At 42.9% G+C, this 18,064-nt stretch carries 16 protein-coding genes and 2 pseudogenes; 8 read left to right on the top strand and 10 right to left on the bottom strand.

Annotated features, from left to right (window positions below):
• Window positions 1-27: 27 nt before the first annotated feature.
• Window positions 28-467 (top strand): annotated as a pseudogene (locus RMY31_RS19405) (GNAT family N-acetyltransferase).
• A 56-nt stretch (window positions 468-523) separates the two neighbouring features.
• On the opposite strand, the gene RMY31_RS19410 reads toward RMY31_RS19405, so the two are convergent.
• Window positions 524-2,671: an ATP-binding protein gene (locus RMY31_RS19410; protein ID WP_322659570.1), complete on the bottom strand. Its 2,148-nt coding sequence runs from the start codon at window positions 2,669-2,671 to the stop codon at window positions 524-526.
• Window positions 2,672-3,710: 1,039 nt separating this feature from the next.
• Between RMY31_RS19410 and RMY31_RS19415 the strand changes: the two genes are divergently transcribed.
• Window positions 3,711-4,637, top strand: a complete 927-nt coding sequence (locus tag RMY31_RS19415) for a cobalamin-binding protein (RefSeq protein ID WP_322659568.1) — start codon at window positions 3,711-3,713, stop codon at window positions 4,635-4,637.
• A 140-nt stretch (window positions 4,638-4,777) separates the two neighbouring features.
• Here RMY31_RS19415 and RMY31_RS19420 read toward each other — a convergent pair whose 3' ends face one another.
• From RMY31_RS19420 to RMY31_RS19430, 3 genes and pseudogenes are all read right to left on the bottom strand, one after another.
• Window positions 4,778-5,077, bottom strand: coding sequence for a protealysin inhibitor emfourin (locus RMY31_RS19420; RefSeq protein ID WP_322659566.1), 300 nt, complete (start codon window positions 5,075-5,077; stop codon window positions 4,778-4,780).
• Window positions 5,078-5,270: 193 nt separating this feature from the next.
• Complete coding sequence (locus RMY31_RS19425; protein ID WP_322659563.1) at window positions 5,271-6,350, bottom strand: M4 family metallopeptidase; 1,080 nt, start codon at window positions 6,348-6,350, stop codon at window positions 5,271-5,273.
• 466 nt (window positions 6,351-6,816) lie between these two features.
• Window positions 6,817-7,536: pseudogene (locus tag RMY31_RS19430) on the bottom strand (methyltransferase domain-containing protein).
• A gap of 212 nt (window positions 7,537-7,748) precedes the next feature.
• Between RMY31_RS19430 and RMY31_RS19435 the strand changes: the two are divergent.
• The 5 genes from RMY31_RS19435 (at window position 7,749) to RMY31_RS19455 (ending at window position 11,845) form a co-directional block, all read left to right on the top strand.
• A complete protein-coding gene (locus tag RMY31_RS19435; protein ID WP_322659562.1) occupies window positions 7,749-8,486 on the top strand; it encodes a phycocyanobilin:ferredoxin oxidoreductase in 738 nt (245 codons plus the stop codon).
• Between the two features lie 690 nt (window positions 8,487-9,176).
• Window positions 9,177-9,695: a phycocyanin subunit beta gene (locus RMY31_RS19440; protein WP_322659559.1), complete on the top strand. Its 519-nt coding sequence runs from the start codon at window positions 9,177-9,179 to the stop codon at window positions 9,693-9,695.
• A 102-nt stretch (window positions 9,696-9,797) separates the two neighbouring features.
• Window positions 9,798-10,286, top strand: a complete 489-nt coding sequence (gene cpcA / locus RMY31_RS19445; protein ID WP_322659557.1) for a phycocyanin subunit alpha — start codon at window positions 9,798-9,800, stop codon at window positions 10,284-10,286.
• Window positions 10,287-10,614: 328 nt separating this feature from the next.
• Entirely contained in the window at window positions 10,615-11,484 is an 870-nt protein-coding gene (locus RMY31_RS19450; protein WP_322659555.1) for a phycobilisome linker polypeptide, read from the top strand.
• A 112-nt stretch (window positions 11,485-11,596) separates the two neighbouring features.
• On the top strand, window positions 11,597-11,845 hold the full coding sequence (locus tag RMY31_RS19455; RefSeq protein ID WP_322659553.1) for a phycobilisome linker polypeptide: 249 nt from the start codon (window positions 11,597-11,599) through the stop codon (window positions 11,843-11,845).
• Window positions 11,846-11,960: 115 nt separating this feature from the next.
• On the opposite strand, the gene RMY31_RS19460 is transcribed toward RMY31_RS19455, so the two are convergent.
• The 5 genes from RMY31_RS19460 to RMY31_RS19480 form a co-directional block, all read right to left on the bottom strand.
• Window positions 11,961-12,857 carry a HEAT repeat domain-containing protein gene (locus tag RMY31_RS19460; RefSeq protein ID WP_322659551.1) on the bottom strand — a complete coding sequence of 299 codons (897 nt, stop codon included), beginning with the start codon at window positions 12,855-12,857 and terminating at the stop codon, window positions 11,961-11,963.
• Window positions 12,858-13,114: 257 nt separating this feature from the next.
• Window positions 13,115-13,354: a hypothetical protein gene (locus tag RMY31_RS19465; RefSeq protein WP_322659549.1), complete on the bottom strand. Its 240-nt coding sequence runs from the start codon at window positions 13,352-13,354 to the stop codon at window positions 13,115-13,117.
• A 152-nt stretch (window positions 13,355-13,506) separates the two neighbouring features.
• Entirely contained in the window at window positions 13,507-13,893 is a 387-nt protein-coding gene (locus tag RMY31_RS19470) for a nuclear transport factor 2 family protein (RefSeq protein WP_322659547.1), read from the bottom strand.
• Between the two features lie 13 nt (window positions 13,894-13,906).
• Window positions 13,907-14,728: a HEAT repeat domain-containing protein gene (locus tag RMY31_RS19475; RefSeq protein WP_322659545.1), complete on the bottom strand. Its 822-nt coding sequence runs from the start codon at window positions 14,726-14,728 to the stop codon at window positions 13,907-13,909.
• 239 nt (window positions 14,729-14,967) lie between these two features.
• Window positions 14,968-15,120, bottom strand: coding sequence for a hypothetical protein (locus tag RMY31_RS19480; protein ID WP_322659543.1), 153 nt, complete (start codon window positions 15,118-15,120; stop codon window positions 14,968-14,970).
• Between the two features lie 59 nt (window positions 15,121-15,179).
• On the opposite strand from RMY31_RS19480, the gene RMY31_RS19485 reads away from it, so the two are divergent.
• Window positions 15,180-16,523: a calcium-binding protein gene (locus tag RMY31_RS19485; RefSeq protein ID WP_322659541.1), complete on the top strand. Its 1,344-nt coding sequence runs from the start codon at window positions 15,180-15,182 to the stop codon at window positions 16,521-16,523.
• Window positions 16,524-16,701: 178 nt separating this feature from the next.
• On the opposite strand, the gene RMY31_RS19490 is transcribed toward RMY31_RS19485, so the two are convergent.
• On the bottom strand, window positions 16,702-17,811 hold the full coding sequence (locus RMY31_RS19490; protein ID WP_322659540.1) for an S-(hydroxymethyl)glutathione dehydrogenase/class III alcohol dehydrogenase: 1,110 nt from the start codon (window positions 17,809-17,811) through the stop codon (window positions 16,702-16,704).
• Window positions 17,812-18,064: the final 253 nt, after the last annotated feature.

The following is an 18,064-nucleotide window of genomic DNA, read 5'->3' on the forward strand; positions in this document are numbered from 1 at the left end:
ACCCCACAAGTCAACAGAGAAATTTTGATGAGGAATGTAATTATTAGAATTGTGGATTTGCCAGAAGAATTTGCTGCAATTCAAGCAATTATAGGATATCAGTTTTTCAGGAAGAACAAGAGGTAGATCCTGCTTTAGAGTTTGATGGTAAAGACGAGATATCTGACCATTTGATTGCTTATTTAGATGAGAAAGCTGTGGGGACTGCCAGAATTAGATATTTGGATGAGAAAACTGCAAAGATAGAAAGACTGGCTGTTTTGTCTGTAGCCAGAGAGCAGGGCATTGGTAAAAAGATTACGGAAAAGGCTTTAGAGGTTATAGCTAGTAAAAATATTCCATAAGTAATAGTTCATGCTCAAGAATATATAAAAATATTGTACCAAAAATTAAATTTTATAGCAGTAGAAGAACCATTTGAAGAAGCTGGTATTATTCATGTAGAAATGAGGAAAATTTTTCCATAATTTTAATAATATAAATAGTAAATTTTTTGTTAACTGATAAAATTATCCATTAATAATTATTTCAAATATTCCCTGAGCATTATTTCTAATTGAGCTATACGAATTGGTTTCAGGAGATATTCATTAGCACCAGTTTGCAAATCATTAACTTTTTGCAAAGCAGGTTGATTGGCACTTGTCATCACCACAGGCAATTGTTGCAGATCGGGTTCTTTTCTTAGTAGTTTCAGCAAATCCCAACTAGTAAAACCTTCAACTAAATCTCCGTCCAACAAAATTAAATCTGGTTTTAGAGTTCGCACCTGTTCTAAAAAGCTGTTTCCGTTATTTAACCAATCAACTTGGTAGCCAATTATTTGAAGATAATCTTGCAAAAATATGGCAGCGTTTTCTTCTTGTCCTACGAGCAAAATGCATTTTTTGGCGCTCGGGACAGAAGAGGATGATATTACTCCTCGATCTCCCTCATCTTCTCGCTCTTTCTCATCCATTCGGTCTGGCAAAAACAAAGTGAACTCGCTGCCTTCTCCTAGAGTTGATACAACTGTCACGTCTCCACCATGCAAACGCGCTAACTTGCGTGTTAATGCTAAACCTAAACCTGTACCTTCGTACTGACGATTTAACCGACTGTCCAGCTGTTTAAACGGTTCAAATAAAAATTGAAACTGATTTGAATCAATACCAATACCAGTATCTGCAACTGTAAAAGTAATACCTTCGGGTACTTTTTTAACTTCTAAAGATACTCGACCAGTTGGGGTAAATTTAACAGCATTAGTTAACAGATTCAGTAGCATCTGCTTGATACGCCGTGCATCAGCAATGCAAATATCAGCTTTTGGATGAATTTTACTGGTGAATAGTAATCCTTTTTCAACAGCGCGATCGCGGACTGTCGATAAAACATAATTACATAATTCTGGCACTGATAAAGGCATGAGAGACAGTTCTTCTTTACCTGCTTCCACCTTAGATAAATCAAGGATATCGTTAATTACTGCCAGTAGATGTTCGCCACTACTATACATACAACTTATATATTCTTTCTGTTTCTCATTAAGCGAGCCAACCATTTCTTGTTGCAACAACTGGGATAAGCCCATAATTGCGTTGAGAGGCGTTCGCAGTTCGTGGCTCATAGTTGCTAAAAATTCACTTTTCGCGCGACTGCCAGCTTCTGCTGCTGCTTGAGAAGCACGTAGTTTCGATTCTGTTTGTTTGCGCTCAGTAATATCTTCGATCATCGCCAAGAAAAACTCAGGCTCACCATTACAACCTGGAATCATAGAAATAGACAGGTGAGTCCGAACTAATCCCCCATCTTTATGCAAGAAGTGTCTTTCTATTTCAATCCTATGTTTGGTTACAAGCTGGTTTGCATCTGCCTGCATTCCTGAAATTAGTTGCCTGTAAAGTGCTAAATCCCCTCTCTGGTGTGAAATGTAATCTATGAAACGCTTGCCACATAACTCTTGACAACTGTAGCCCAGCATTTGAGACAGTGCCGGATTAACATCCACTATTTGGGCTTTCATATCTATCAGTCCGATGCCAATAGTGGAACGCTCAAAAATCGCCCTAAATTGCGCCTCACTGGTTAGCAGTGCTTTCTGTACAGCGTTTCGCTCACACACTTCTATTGCTAATGTGACGAAATCTGCAATCGAGCCTGCAAAATTCTCTTCCTCTAAAGTCCACTGTCGAATATCGCCAAAGTGTTCATGGCAAACTGTTCCCACCAAATTACCCTCTAGCCAAATTGGTACATTGAGCAGGGAAGTGATGCCAAACACAGAAAGATAAGAGGCGGCTAACTCGTGGGTTCTTTTGTCATTAATAACATCATGTATTGCAATACTGCGTTCTTCTTCCAAAGCTTGGAAATAAGCTGGATAATTTACTTTCAATAAAGACCTACCAAAAATATGCTCTTTTTGACTCGCATCATATAAATCGATGCATTCAATAGCCGACCGATCTTGATTATACAACCACACACCGACTCGCTGTACTGAGAGTGTCCGAGCCGCAGCTTCTATGATTTCCTTTAATGCCCCATTCAGGTTGCCTTGTTGGAATGTTTTGTTCCTTGCTAATTGCACTAATGTCTGGCTATGTTTTTGCCGCTCATTTTCTTTACTCTGCGAAGCCTCTTGAGCTTGCTTATGTTCTGTAATATCTTTAACCACCATCACCTGCATTTGTTGCCCCTGGTAAGAAACTACGTGACCTTGTAGGTCTATGGGGAAAGTAAAAGTGCCTTTTATAACTACAATTACTTCATAGGGTTTTCCTCAACCGGAAAGTATATTTTTTTTCATTATTTTTTTAGTTTGGTGATTAGGTCAAAGCTACTTTGTGAGGGAGTTGCCGTCTTGGATGCCACTTCCTCTACTTGGGGAGCTACTCTGTTGCGAGGGTTCCCCCTGTTGAAGGAGGTGGCGTGAAACCCCAAGACCGGAGTGGCTCCGCTTTGCGTCGTTAGCGCAGCGTTAGTAAGCCTTCTCCCAAGTAGCGTGAGACGCTACGCGAACCAGCATCTAGCAAACTCCCGAACCATCAATTAGTTCTACAACTTTATCCCCTAAATTACTCAGTGCTACAAACGCCACATCCAAAGCCAACAATGAATGTCTCTTGACTCGCTTTTGGCGTACTCTTCAAGCGCCATTCAGGGAAAACCTGAAGAGTGTTGGAAAACGCCACTTGCTACAATAAAGAGACAAAGTGGTGAATTCCCTAGCAAGAGCGCGTTCTTACAGCTACATATCTACATAAAAGAGAAATAATTGTTAACTCTTTACGATTTTTTAACAATAAATTTAATATAGCTAAATCTATAAAATACGTCTGTAAAGTACACACAGCCTCCAAAAATTCTTGAGCTTGAACCATCTGAAACTATAGTTAAGAGGTAATGTCATAGTGTCACTTATATTTTCATTTCAGTAACATTAAAGACATAAATATTGCATCACTCTTAAAGAAGAAATCTGGGCATAAGGCTCTAACCTCTATGTAATTGTCACAAAACGGAATAACGTTAATTATTTTACGTGTTCTCCTGGTTATTTATAAAGTAATTCGTCAAAAAGGCGACAAAAATCAAGCTACTTTATACATACAATAGATTGCTGAAGACTGACTCTCAGAACACCCAGGCATTCCTCTACAGAAAGATACCGCAAAGGTGAAAGTTTGTAAGAATTAAGGTAATAGCAACTGTTGTGGAGTGGAGCAATGACAAATAGCAGTGTAAGAATTGTTTCCCTGATTCCCAGTGGAACAGAGATTTTAGCTACATTAGGGTTGACTGATGCAATTGTTGGGCGATCGCACGAATGTGATTACCCTCTAGAAATTCAAAATCGCCCTATTTGTACCCAAGCACGTTTAAATTCCAATGCTCCCAGCAGGGACATTCACTATGAAGTAAACAATTTACTGCAATCTGCTCTCAGCATTTATCAAATCAAAACAGATGTTTTAGAGCAATTACAGCCCACCCACATCATCACTCAAGACCAGTGTGATGTCTGTGCAGTCAGTCTTTCAGAAGTTGAAAAAGCAGTTGCTAGCCTCACTCATAGTTCACCTCAGATTATTTCCTTACAACCCAATGTTCTCCAAGATGTTTGGAATGATATTGAACGAGTAGGTAATGCCTTTGATGTTGACTCAGTAAAAGTGCTAGAAAACTTAGAAGCTCGTGTTAAGATTTGTCAACAAAAAATCCAAGGACTTTCTTTAACAGAAATTCCCGCAGTTACTTGTATTGAGTGGACTAACCCTTTGATGACTGGTGCTAATTGGATTCCAGAATTAGTTAACTTAGCAGGAGGACAATCACTGTTTAGCGTTACAGGTCAGCCTTCTCCTCAGTTACAGTGGGAGACATTAATAGTAAGCAATCCAGATGTGATTATTTTTATGCCCTGCGGCTTTGATTTAAATCGCACTCGCCAAGAAGCCCAGTTGTTAACTCAACGTCCAGAGTGGCAAAAACTCCACGCTACTCAAGCTGGTAGAGTCTATATTACTGATGGAAATTCCTACTTCAACCGTCCAGGGCCGCGATTAGTAGATTCGTTAGAAATTTTGGCAGAAATTTTGCATCCTGAGATTTTTGAATATGGCTATAAAGGAGCAGCTTGGGAAGTTTTGTAAAAAGTTAGAAGTACAGACGCGATTAATCGCGTCTGTACAGGAGTTAGGAGTTAAGAAGAGGATGGGGGCAGAGGGGTGGACGAGATAGGGGAATAAAGAGTAATTTGCGTATAGTCTTTTCTCCTATGCCCCTCGGTTCCTCATCTGCCTTGTCCCTTAGTATTTAGCCATTCAATTAAAGGTCTTAAAGTTCCTGGTAATGCCGCTTCACTTACAGTCACTGTATGTTGCTTACCATTGTCTTCCACCGTCAACTTATACTGAAAGCGATCGTTCTGAGGATTAGAGGAGACAATTTGTTCGGGTAATTTGAACAAATCAGCAACTTCCACTAGTTGAGGTAATTCTTTAGCTTCTTTTGGTGGGAGAGTAGCTGTGTCAACAGTTGTCTTTTTACTAATCCCAGCAAAACCGCCTGTACGTTCAAACGAAATTCGCATTTTTTGCTCTCCGTTGTGTTGTCTAGTAGGAGAAATACAAAGACTGGGAGGTGAGAACTATCACCTCCCAGTTTAGCAACAACAAAGAATACGTATAAAAGTTAGGAGTTAAGAATTAGAAGTTAAAAATTGTGAATTTTTAACTTCTAATTCTTAACTTCTCGCTCTTGTACAGACGCGATTTATCGCGTCTCTAAAGAACTCCTACCTTTTGCCAAGCGTTCTGCACTGCTTTCTGCTCATTACTGCTGACACCATAGAGTTCGCCAGCAATTTGAATAGTGACATTGGCAGCTTTTTTAAAGTCTGCCTTAGCACGGAGGCGATCGCGTAAAGCTATGTACCAAATTTTGCCAGCTTTTTCCCAAGCATAGCCACCAATCTCAACTGCTGTTAGATAAAAAACATAGTTAGGAATACCTGAGTTGATATGCACTCCGGCGTTATCTTCTTGACCAGTGTACTTATCTTTTACATGAGCTGGTTGGGGATCTTTTCCCAGTACAGGGTCATCGTAAGCTCTTCCTGGAGCTTTCATAGAGCGGATACCAACACCTTTAACAGCTGGTGCTAACAAACCTTCACCAATAATCCAGTCTGCTTCTTCTGCTGTCTGGTTTTTTACCTTTTGCTTGACCAAAGAGCCGAAGACATCAGAAAACGATTCATTTAACGCCCCAGGTTCGCCGTAATATTGTAGACCAGCTTCGTACTGAGTTACACCATGAGCTAGCTCATGCCCAATGACATCAATTGACTTGGTGAAGCGTTGAAACAGTTCTCCGTCGCCATCTCCATAAACCATTTGGTCGCCGTTCCAAAAGGCGTTGTCATACTTGACACCATAATGCACTGTAGAATCTAAACGCAGTCCTTTGTCATCAATAGAATTGCGATCGAATACCTCATAAAATAAGTCATAAGTAGCACCAGCACCATCATAGGCTTCATTTACTGCTTCGTCACTGCTAGGAGAACTTCCCTCATGACGCACCACTGTACCAGGCAGTTGCTGCCCATTTTTAGCATCGTAGATGGTACGGCGCTTCTCACCGGGGGAAGGCGCAAATGAGATAGCACCTACGATGTCTCTTCGTCCGCGAAGCTGTGCAGAAACATTTAATGTATGAAAAGCCCAACTACGCTGCTGGGGGTTGCCATTCACGACAACGTTTTCAAGCATGTGGGGCGGGACGATACAACAGATTGGGCATCTATTGATTGGTGGATGCTCACACTTAAACCCAGACGATTTTTTGTTATTTCGAGCCATCCAAGATATTCTCCTTTGCAAACTAAGTAATGGCAAACAGCGGCACGAATTCTTCTGTTGAAGGAAGCAAAAAACTAATGCAAATGGTATACACCCGATCTTATTGAAGATATTTTCTACTCTTTATTGTCGGATAGGTCTGTTGAGGGTGGACAGTACCCTCATAGGGTAATTAAATGCTGGAACATGACAAAAATCATCAAACAAGCTTGAATACTGCAAGTTTCAGCCTTAATTTTTTCATTAGTCAACAAAACCTCCGTCAAAGAACCAGCTATTAGCTTTATATAATAGTTCTTGTCAACGGTAATTGTACTATTTGTTACTGATTTGTTATATAAATTGATGCAATAAAATTGCCAGTAGTGCTGAATCCTACTTCTTTACTCAGCATTTTCAACTCAAGGGCAGAGAAGATAAGAGAAAACAAGGGAGATAATTCTCACTCAGCACTTAGCACTCAGCATTAGTGAAGCCAGCCACCAAACACGGCTAAACCATAATGTTTCCAAGGTACTGCCACTGTCTTAAATCCGGCTGTTGTGAGCATTTGTAAATGGGCATTCAAGGTAGCGAGTTGGTCTTGACTAGAGTGTCCTTGCGTACTGCTAGTGCCGAGCTTAGCGTGAATCTCCGTCAAACTAGTTCCCTGTTGGGCAGCCCATTCCTCTCTCGCTGATTTGTAAACTTCTGCTAAGGTCGGGGATTCTGGTAAAACGGGGTCTGCATTCCAAAAACAACCATCTTGGCTAAGGCTAGCGGCAATGCGTTGAAATAATTTCAATTTCATCTCATCCTGGAGATGATGAATTGCTAATGATGAGATACAAGCATCGAATTTATCGGCAATATCCAATTCCTGTGGATTGTTTGCCCAGTCGCCAAAGTCTGCTTATATACCAATCCATCGTTGTTGATAGCCAGCAGCTGCGATCTTATCTTGGGCAAATTGCAGCATTCGAGGTGAGTAATCTAAGGCAATTACTTGGGCATCTGGGCAGCGGTTGAGTATTTTGAGACTAACTTCGCCTGTACCGCAACCTAGTTCTAAAATGCGACGACTTGTGGACGGCAGACAACGGGTAGTTATCTCCAGCATCTCGTCATATCGAGGCAATAGCTGGCGAATGCCTGCGTCAAAATCAGCAGTATTGGCAAATACTTCTCCGGGAAATAGCTGTTGCATATTGCTGGTAAGTGAGTGGACATAATTAAAGATACTTTACAGGTTTGGCTCGAACTCAACTGTCTGGCAACAATTGCTATCGGCAGGTACAATCGTCGAGGCTGGTCGTGAGTTTATCTTGCACAAATTTTGCACAGACTATACGCCAATGTAAGGTATCAACACTTTTAAGACTTATTGCGTAAGTCCTGACTTTACTTGGATGGAAGCGTATGACTAAGTTTATGCAGTCGCTGCGATCGCGTCAGCATCCCCTAATTCACAAGCTGGCAAATTGTATTGAAGGAATTTGGCAAGAGTATCTGGATTTATCCCCCTACCAGGTTCCAGAGGATTTAGGCTACGTTGAGGGTTGTCTAGAAGGGGAACGGTTGGTCATTGAAAATCATTGCTACCAAACACCGCAGTTTCGGAAGCTTCACCTGGAACTGGCTCAGGTAGGCAATTCGCTGGATATCCTCCACTGCGTGATGTTTCCCAATCCCAAATATGCTCTGCCAATTTTTGGAGCGGATTTGGTGGGAGGGCGAGACAATATTAGTGCAGCGATCGCCGATTTGTCTCCAATCGCTGCGGATCGGTCATTGCCCAGAAGCTACCGTACTGCATTATCAGCTCTTTCTCCCATAGAGTTTTCTCAACCACGCGCTTTGCCGCAGTGGGGTGATATTTTTTCAGAGTTTTGTCTATTTGTGCGCCCAGTCGGCACTCAGGAAGAAGAGGCTTTTCTGGGACGAACTCGGGAATTTTTAACCTTGCATTGTCAAATTGCCAGTCAAACAACTCCCTTAACTTCGCACCTTGAGGTTGCCCAAGTAATTGCAGGGCAACGAAATTACTGCACAAGACAGCAACAGAATGATAAAACTCGACGGGTTCTAGAAAAATCCTTTGGTTCGGAATGGACAGAACGCTACATGACTACCATGCTGTTTGACTGTGCTGCTTGATTAGGCAGAAGGTAGGGGGATAAAGGGATGAAGAAGACGCGGTGACGCGGTGATGAGGAAGAAATAACTCCTAACTCCTGCCTTCTGCCTCCTGCCTCCTTCATATTTCTTAATCGAGTTTAGTAAGAAAGCTTTTTAAATTGCACAAGATTTGCACAAACAGGTTGGTTTAATCAAAGGAGGTTCAAAAGGCACTGAACTCTTGACTTCTGGTCAGGGTTCAGATTCCCTCAAACTCTATGAGTATTGGGAAATTGGTAGTCATGGATATCTATCTTAATTGTTGGGCTGTGCAGTGGGTTGCTCTAAATCGGCAAATAGCGTTAGGGGCTGAGCTCTCCTTGTATCCCCTCAAAGTTTTGTTTGCCTATTTATCAATGCTCACAGCTCAATTTCCTCATCAATGCCAGCCTTTGAACCACCCTCAATACTGTTCGGTTAAAGATATAAAGTGACGGGAAAAAAGAGATAATGCTTGTTTTTCCTGCTTTACTCTTTACCTCTTCGGGCTGGAGAAAGGTAAAAGGCAGAAAGCAGAATTTAGGAGGCAAAATTATCATCGTTGTCTCCCGTGTCTCCGTGTCAAGTTAATTCTTAACCCTTTCCTTTTTCGACTGCCGAAAGCTTGTGAGCTTTAATCGAACCGTTATTGAAACCAATCTCACTCATATCAAAATAGGAGATTCTGAAATGCTAGACGCTTTTACTAAAGTGGTTGCTCAGGCAGATGCCCGCGGCGAATACGTAAACGATTCTCAACTTGATGCTTTGAAGAATCTGGTAGCGGAAGGTAGCAAGCGGATGGATGTTGTCAACCGTATCACCTCAAATTCATCTGCAATTGTAGCTAATGCAGCGCGGGCATTGTTTGCAGAACAACCCCAGTTGATTGCACCGGGTGGTAATGCTTACACCAACCGCCGGATGGCAGCCTGCCTGCGAGATATGGAAATCATCCTTCGCTATGTAACCTACGCTGTATTTACAGGTGATGGCAGTGTTTTAGACGATCGCTGCTTGAACGGTCTGAAAGAAACTTATTTAGCTTTGGGTGTTCCTGGTGGTTCTGTAGCTACAGGGGTCAGCAAGATGAAGGAAGCTGCGATCGCGATCGCTAATGACCCTAATGGAGTTACCCGTGGTGACTGTAGCTCACTGATGTCCGAATTGGGCAGCTACTTTGACCGGGCTGCTTCAGCAGTGGCATAGCAAAGAATTTTAGACGCTGCAAAGTTAGTGTCATAGACCACTAGTCTTTAGAATTCACAAAATCGACAACCATTTTGCAAGATTTTTGAGAGGTATATCAACATGAAAACTCCTTTAACAGAAGCAGTATCGACCGCAGATTCTCAAGGACGCTTTCTCAGTTCCACAGAACTTCAAGTTGCTTTTGGCCGCTTCCGTCAAGCTGCTGCTAGCTTGGAAGCTGCTAAAGGACTAAGTTCTAAAGCTCAGAGTTTAGCTAATGGTGCAGCGAATGCCGTGTATCAGAAGTTTCCTTACACCACCAATACCCAAGGTGCTAACTATGCCTCTACCCAGACTGGTAAGGACAAATGTGTGCGGGACATTGGCTATTACGTTCGTATAATTACTTACTGCTTGATTGCAGGTAGCACAGGGCCTCTAGATGATTATCTCATCGGTGGACTGGCTGAAATCAACAAAACCTTTGAGTTGTCTCCTAGCTGGTATATTGAAGCGCTCAAGCACATCAAAGCTAACCACGGTCTGAGCGGCGATCCTGCTGTAGAAGCCAATTCTTACATTGACTATGCCATCAATGCCCTGAGCTAAGGGTTTCTTCTAGCCCAGAACAACAGAATATTGTTGATGCTACATTTGGTTACATGAGCAATAGTCTGTGGTTCTGGGCATGTTATTTCTCATAATATTAAAGTTGACCGAACTTGAGATTTTAGATTTCAGATTTTAGATTTTAGATTTTGAAATGAATAATGCCAAATTCGAGCATCGCTCAAAACTTTCAGAGCGACTGATTTTGAATATGGAATAAATCCACGCATCGTAACTCCAGTAATCCTTAACAAAGCGGATTTATGCGTGGGATGGATCTAAAATCAAAAATTGGTTGACAAAGTCAAACATACAAGGAGAAGAGCCAGTGGCAATTACAACTGCGGCTTCACGTCTAGGAACTGCTGCTTTTAGCGAAACTAGACCTATTGAACTACGTCCAAACTGGACAGTAGAAGATGGCAAAGCTGTAATTAATGCAGTTTATCGTCAGGTATTGGGTAATGACCATCTTATGGCAGCAGAACGCCTGACAAGTCTCGAATCTCTGCTTTTCAACGGTCAACTCTCCGTGCGCGAGTTTGTCCGCGCCGTTGCTAAATCTGAGTTGTATAAGACTAAGTTCCTTTACCCACATTTCCAAACACGAGTAATTGAACTAAACTTCAAGCACTTGCTGGGACGCTCCCCCTATGATGAGTCAGAAGTGATCGAGCATCTAGATCGCTATCAAAATCATGGGTTTGAGGCAGATATTGATTCTTATATCGACTCTGCTGAGTACGATGCAAGCTTCGGCGATTATATTGTGCCCTACTATCGCGGTTTTTCAACTCAGGCAGGTCAAAAAACTGTTGGATTTACCCGCATGTTTCGTCTCTACCGGGGTTATGCTAATAGCGATCGCTCCCAGTTAGGAGGAACCAGTTCTCGCTTGGCAGGTGAACTAGCAAAAAATAGCACCTCTGCGGTCATCGCTCCCTCTGGCAGTAGTGAAGGTTTTGCTTACCGCCCGTCGAACCAAGGTGTGATGCCAAACCGTACCTTTGGCAGATCCTCACAAGGTTCCTCTGGTCGTCTCTACCGCATAGAAGTATCAGGGATTTCTCTACCGAGATATCCTTGGGTTCGTCGCAGCAATAAAGAGTTTATCGTTCCCTACGACCAGTTATCAAACACCCTCCAGCAGATTAATAAGCAGGGAGGTAAAGTAGCAAGTGTGACACTTGCACAATAATTTCGTTGACTGATGACTGATAACTGTTAACAGTTGACAGTCAACAGTCAACAAGGAACCGATCGCCATAATTAAAACCGTCATAATATCTCTACTAGGAGACATTGCAGTTATGCTTGGAAAATCTGCATTAACGAGAGCTTCTAGCTCAACTTCAGATAACCGTACCTTTGTCTATGAAGTGGAAGGATTACGGCAGAGCGATCAAACTGAACAAAACAACTATCCAATTCGCAATAGCAGCACGATCTTGATTCAAGTGCCTTACAACCGCATGAATGAGCAAATGCGTCGCATTTCTCGCTTAGGTGGCAAAATTGTCAACATCCGTCCCCTTACGGAAATTTCAACTGAGAAGTAGTTAAGAGGACGAGGGACTAGGGAAGACAGGGAAAAAGTTAAAGGGCAAAGGTAAATTTCTTTCCTTTTTCCCTTACCCCTTTCCCTTTTCCCAATCCCCAATCCCCAGTCCCCAATTACTGATTCTCAATTTGAGAAATTGCCAATTTGGCGAGTCGGCGAATTGATTCGAGTTCGTCGTTGAGGGCTGTTTGCAAAGGTTCAAGCGCACTGCGATCGCCGATTTTGCCAAGGGAAGTCACTGCTGCCGTTCTCACTTCAGCATTGGTATCTCGCAGCGCCAAAATAAGATGGGGGACTGCGGGAGGATAGTTGATCTGAGCTAATGCCGCAGCGGCTTCTGTACGAACTACGCTGGCTGGGTCAGTCAAAGAGGATACCAACACTTTGCACGCCCGTTCGTCTGACTGTTCTTGAGCGACATGAGCGATCGCACCCACTGCTGCACACCTGACATCCACAGAATTTGAATTCACCGCTTTATATAAGTGTTCTGCTGCTTCAGAACCCATAAATGCTAACGCCCACGCTGCCTGACCTTTGGTATCTTCGGGATTCTCTGGCGATGCTAAGATGTCTAGCAACGCTGGCACAGCTGCCTCACCTGTTCTGGCCAATGCTCCGGCCGCTGAACCTTTGACGACGGTATCTTCATCATTTAATAAAGCGTGGAGCAATCCCGGCACGGCTGTCGGGTCAGCAATCAGATTTAGAGTTTTAGCAGCAGCTCTCCGCACGACTGGGTTGGGATGATTAGCCAACGCTTCTAATAAGAATGGGGTCGCTGGTTCTCCAATTTCACCGAGTGTTTCTGCAAAACGTAGTCTGACTAGACCTCGTGAATCGCCTAGACCCTCAACTACCATCCGCTTCAGGAGTTGCTGGTCATTTGGATCGAAGGTGTCCAACGTGATTTGCTCGCTGACCATCTTAATCAGGGCATCGTTCTGTGCCTGAGCTAGCAAGATCGGATCGTCTCCAGACTGAGTTTCAAACTTGAGCGTGTTACTCATCACAAATTCCCTATGACCGCTTCGCGGAATTCAAAATTCGTCTTGAAAAGTTTGCTCAACGGGGGGAACCCCCGCACGCAACTTTTCGCAAAATTCAAAAACCCTCTTGAGTTACAGGGTTTTGAGTTTTTGTTATATCTAATCTCTATTTCCGCCGTGCAGTACTAGTACAACAAGGTAAAAGTAAAAAGAAAGAACACTGATGTTGTCAGCTTTTTACTTATTTCAGATGGTAGCTTTATTTTCGCTGTGACTTACTAGTTACTTGTTGTCACAGCCTGCTGATTGCGGAGTGCTTGGAGAGTGCCATCGATTTTGTACAAGTCAGGCTCTAGTTGAGCGAGTGCTTTTGACTTTTGCATCTTAGCCCGTTGTGCTGCTGCCAGGGTATCGTTAACCAGACGTTCCCGGTATTCCTCTAGTTCTGCAATAATCTCTGTCAGTTCTTCAGCCGTTATCGGCTCATCTGTTGCCGTGAGTTCTGATGGTTCAGCCATATCCGTTATTTTCCTAAATGCGATTGCTAAATACTTGTATTAGATTTTCTCAGATTGCGTTACCAGCAGGCAAACCTTTTTCGCAGGTACTGGGGAATGAGCAAGAGTTTTCTTAATACTCAATATTAAATACCTAATACCCATCGCCCATTTCAGTTGATATCACCAAAATACTCTCTAATGCTGGAAATTTTATCGTTTTTTACGTCGAAGGAAATAGCATTCCGTCCTCTGAAAGGCTGATTGCGAATTGTTCCTTGACTTTCAAACTCAAATGTGATGGTTGTATCGTTACTGGTGATTCGATCTGGTGGACTGAATATCAGGCGATCGCCTGCTGCTTGCCGTGCCCGCAGTCTGGCAATAATCTGCTCTTTACCTTCGGAACTAAAGGACTGGTCTCGCTGTGTACCAACTGGCAGCCAGAAGCTCACATCATCACTAAGCATATCGATGTAAGGCTGAAAATTCCCTGTCGCCCATCCCCGAGCAAGATAGTCGAATGCTTGTTGAGCAGTGTTAATAGTTGTAGTTTCCATTTTTTGAGTAGCGTTAAGAATCGCTAGGATTTTGAGCAATTGCTACTGCCAGTTCCCGATAACGGCGCGGATCGCCTTCTGGGAACACTAACCGTTCTTGATTCCGGCGATCGTATAGTTTCTCCATAATCAAGTGCCAATCTATTGCGGACAGAGGAGAAGGTTGGTCGTCAACAGGTTGCGGCTCTCGATCTATTGCTTGGAGTTGCTGCTGCGCCAAAAAGACACGACCGCGAACCGCCCAACTATTATCGTTATTCGCCATCTGCTCAAACTGAGTTTGGATTTGCAACAGCCAATCTAAATGGGTGTCAGAAATCGCTACTGCCAGTGATTGTAAACCTACAACGGCTGAATATCGCACTACCCATTCTTCATCCTGTTGCGCCACAAATAACAGGGCTTCTAAAGCTTCTTCTTGAGCAATTTCTAGTAGCTCATCGTTTGGGAACCAGTGCCACTTCATGGTTCCTAAACCTTTGGCAGCCGCACGGCGGACACTTAAAGCAAAATCGGCTGTTGCTGCTCCTAACAGGGTTATTAAGCCTCTGGGGTCGCCAATGCCTGCTAAGGCACGGATTGCCCAGGCTCTAGCAGAATAGTTATGTCGGTCTAGTTGCTCTAGCAAAGCAGACACTGCTGGTTCTCCGATTTGCACCAGCCCATCCACAGCTGCAACAGCTGCCCCAGGATTGTTGTAACCCAGGACAGCAATTAAAGTGGGAACGGCTCCTTCTAGACGAGCCGCTGCTAAGTTTTGCACAGCTTCTAGCATTTTGGTAGAAGAGTCTGCCTCTTCCACAGCATGAATCAGGGATTGGAGAGTGGCATTCATGAGGAACGAGTATGAGGGATGAATAAAAATGATTCAGGGGATCATTAATATATATAGTTATCCTATAGCAGTTTCTAATGAAGTATCAGGCATAAGTGCTGAGGGAAGCATCCCAATTTTGTCACAAGACATATGAGAAGAAAATTCATTAGCAATGAATACTTTCATAAGGCACTCCCAATGAAAAAATTTCACTGCTTTGGGGTTTGGTCAAAGTCCAACCTGTAGTTTCCTCCGTACTATTTGCGATCGCCTGATGAATCGGCAAATACATATCTATCTTGCACTCGATATTGAGATTGGTGACCATACCGCAGTTGAATGCGATCGTCAAACTTGGGCAGCAACAGAATTTCTCTATGTTTCAGTGAATGTTGTAAAAAGACTGCCATTTAACTAACTGGGTTCTAGGTAGCAGATATATGCCCTGAGACAGTTGCCTTTTTGAGTATTGAAGCGTAATTTTCGCTACAAGCATACCATTTTAAGGCAGGTGACAATTATGGCAACTATCACTGGTACTCCCAATAACGATACTTTAACTGGAACTAACAACAATGACTCAATCAATGGTATAGCAGGTAACGATGTCTTATTTGGTCAACTTGGAAACGACAATATCAGTGGTGGTAAGGGTAGAGACTGGCTTGACGGTAGTACCGGAAATGATACATTACTTGGCGATCCCTTTATTCTTAATGATGAGTATGTACCAAATTCAACTAACGGTAATCTTGATGACCTTATAAGATTCTACCGTGAGGGAAGTGATACTCTTTTTGGTGGTTCTGGGAATGATTTGCTACAGGGCGGTGCTGGCAAAGATACCTTAATTGGTGGCGAGGGGAATGATGTTTTATGGGGTGGTTATCAAGGTGTCGAAAGTATAGGCAATGAGAAATATTGGCAAGGTATTGTAGATCCTGACTTTAAGTTTCGCGACGAATACTTTAACAACGGCTACGGTGACGATCTATTAGTAGGTGGTTCGGGAAACGACACCTTACGCGGCGATTCAATTTGGTCAGACAACCATGTGGATCGTGCTAATTTATATGGAAATGATACGCTAGATGGCGGTTGGGGGGATGACTTTTTAGAGGGTGGTGGAGGATTAGATCATCTCTATGGCGGCTCTGGTAACGATATCATATACGCTGGTTATGAAGAATTTATAAAATATCAAGATAGTTTTCCGGATAAAGACACCCTAATTGGTGGCTCTGGCGATGACTCATTGGTGGGCAGTTATGACGATAACCTTATAGACGGCGGTGTAGGAAACGACACATTAATTGGTGATAATTATTATTACAGTCAGAGTGAAGATACTCTAATTGGTGGCTTTGGTGACGATATCTTAAAAGGAGGTAATGGAAATGATGTCTTAGACGGTGGTGCTGGTAATGATGTCTTGATTGGTGATATTGGTTATGATTTTAGTTATATCGGATTGGCTGATACCTTGACAGGCGGTGCGGGAAAAGACGAATTTATTCTGGGAACTGCTGAACGAGGACTTGTGTATGGTTTAACAGATTATAGTGCAAACGATTATGGAATAATTACTGACTTCAACACTAGCCAGGACATTATCCAACTTGCCAATTTCGATTATTTTACCTTGGAACCAGTTCAATATGTTTTAGGTTCATCTCCTATTGGTTCACCACAAGGGATAGGGATATATATTGACCAAGAAACAGATGTGCTAGTTGCGGTTGTACAAGGAGTTTCAAATCTAAGCCTTGAGGGAAGCTATTTCCGTTTCGTAGCGTTTTCCTTTGAAGAGTAAACGGAAGTTATGTTGTGTAAATATAGCTAATTCACTACAAAAGCTTTAGCAAAGTACTCATACCAATATTTTAATCGGACTCTCTTATTCCATTAAATCATCTGTTGCAGGTTTGCTGGGATAAAAGCGATCGCTTTTCATCACCCATGCAAAGCGATCGGCTCTAATACTTAGTACATTAAAATGTCACTACACTGCGAATTGATTCGCCTTTGTGCATCAAATCAATTGCATCATTAATTTTTTCAATAGGCATTATATGGGTAATCAAATCGTCGATCTTGATTTTACCTTCCATATACCAATCAACAATTTTCGGCACATCTGTACGCCCCCTAGCCCCACCGAATGCTGAACCTTTCCAAACGCGCCCAGTCACTAATTGAAACGGACGAGTACTAATTTCCTGACCAGCGCCAGCAACACCAATAATTACACTTACACCCCAACCTTTGTGGCAGCATTCTAATGCTTGACGCATAACTTTTACATTGCCAATACATTCAAAACTATAATCAGCACCACCTTTTGTTAAATCAACCAAGTAAGGGACTAAATCCCCCTCAACTTCTTGGGGATTAACAAAGTGCGTCATGCCAAACTTTTCTGCCAAAGCGCGTTTATTGGGATTAATGTCCACCCCCACAATCATATTAGCTCCTACCATTCGCGCCCCTTGAATGACGTTTAAGCCAATACCACCCAAGCCAAACACCACGACATTGGCACCCGGTTCTACCTTGGCTGTATTGATGACTGCACCAATACCCGTTGTCACGCCGCAGCCAATGTAACAAACCTTATCAAATGGGGCATCTTCCCGAATTTTAGCCACAGCGATTTCTGGCAGTACCGTATAGTTAGCGAAGGTAGATGTGCCCATATAGTGATGAATCATTTGCCCATCGATACTAAAGCGGCTAGTGCCATCGGGCATGACACCGCGTCCTTGAGTAGCGCGAATCGCTTGACAAAGATTCGTTTTAAAGCTTAGACAATATTCACACTGACGGCATTCTGGGGTATACAGAGGAATCACACGATCTCCTGGTTTGACACTGGTGACACCATCACCCACCTCTACCACCACACCAGCGCCTTCATGTCCCAAAATCGCCGGAAACAAACCTTCAGGATCTTCACCAGAAAGTGTGAAGGCATCTGTATGGCAAACTCCGCTGGCTTTAATTTCGACCAACACTTCCCCAACTTTTGGTTCCGATAGTTGAACGGTTTCAATAGTCAACGGCTTACCCGCGCCGTAAGCGACTGCTGCTTTAACTTCCACGCGTCAATTCTCCTGCATTAATTGTCAGTTTTCAGTAGGCAGGAGGCAGGAGTTATGATTCTTCCCCTTGTCTCCTTTGTCCCCCTCATCCCCGCGTCCCCCCATCTCCCCACCTGACAGGTGTAGGTTTTTTACGTTTTGTTCCTAAAACCCTGGTTTTAGGGTGTAAGGGTGTGGGGGTGTAAGGGTGTAGGGGTAGAAGAAATGATGATTAGAGCGTTAGTTTTATAGTCATTACTCATTGCTTGATTAA

This window comes from Dendronalium sp. ChiSLP03b, from assembly GCF_034531165.2.
GTDB lineage: Bacteria > Cyanobacteriota > Cyanobacteriia > Cyanobacteriales > Nostocaceae > Dendronalium > Dendronalium minutum.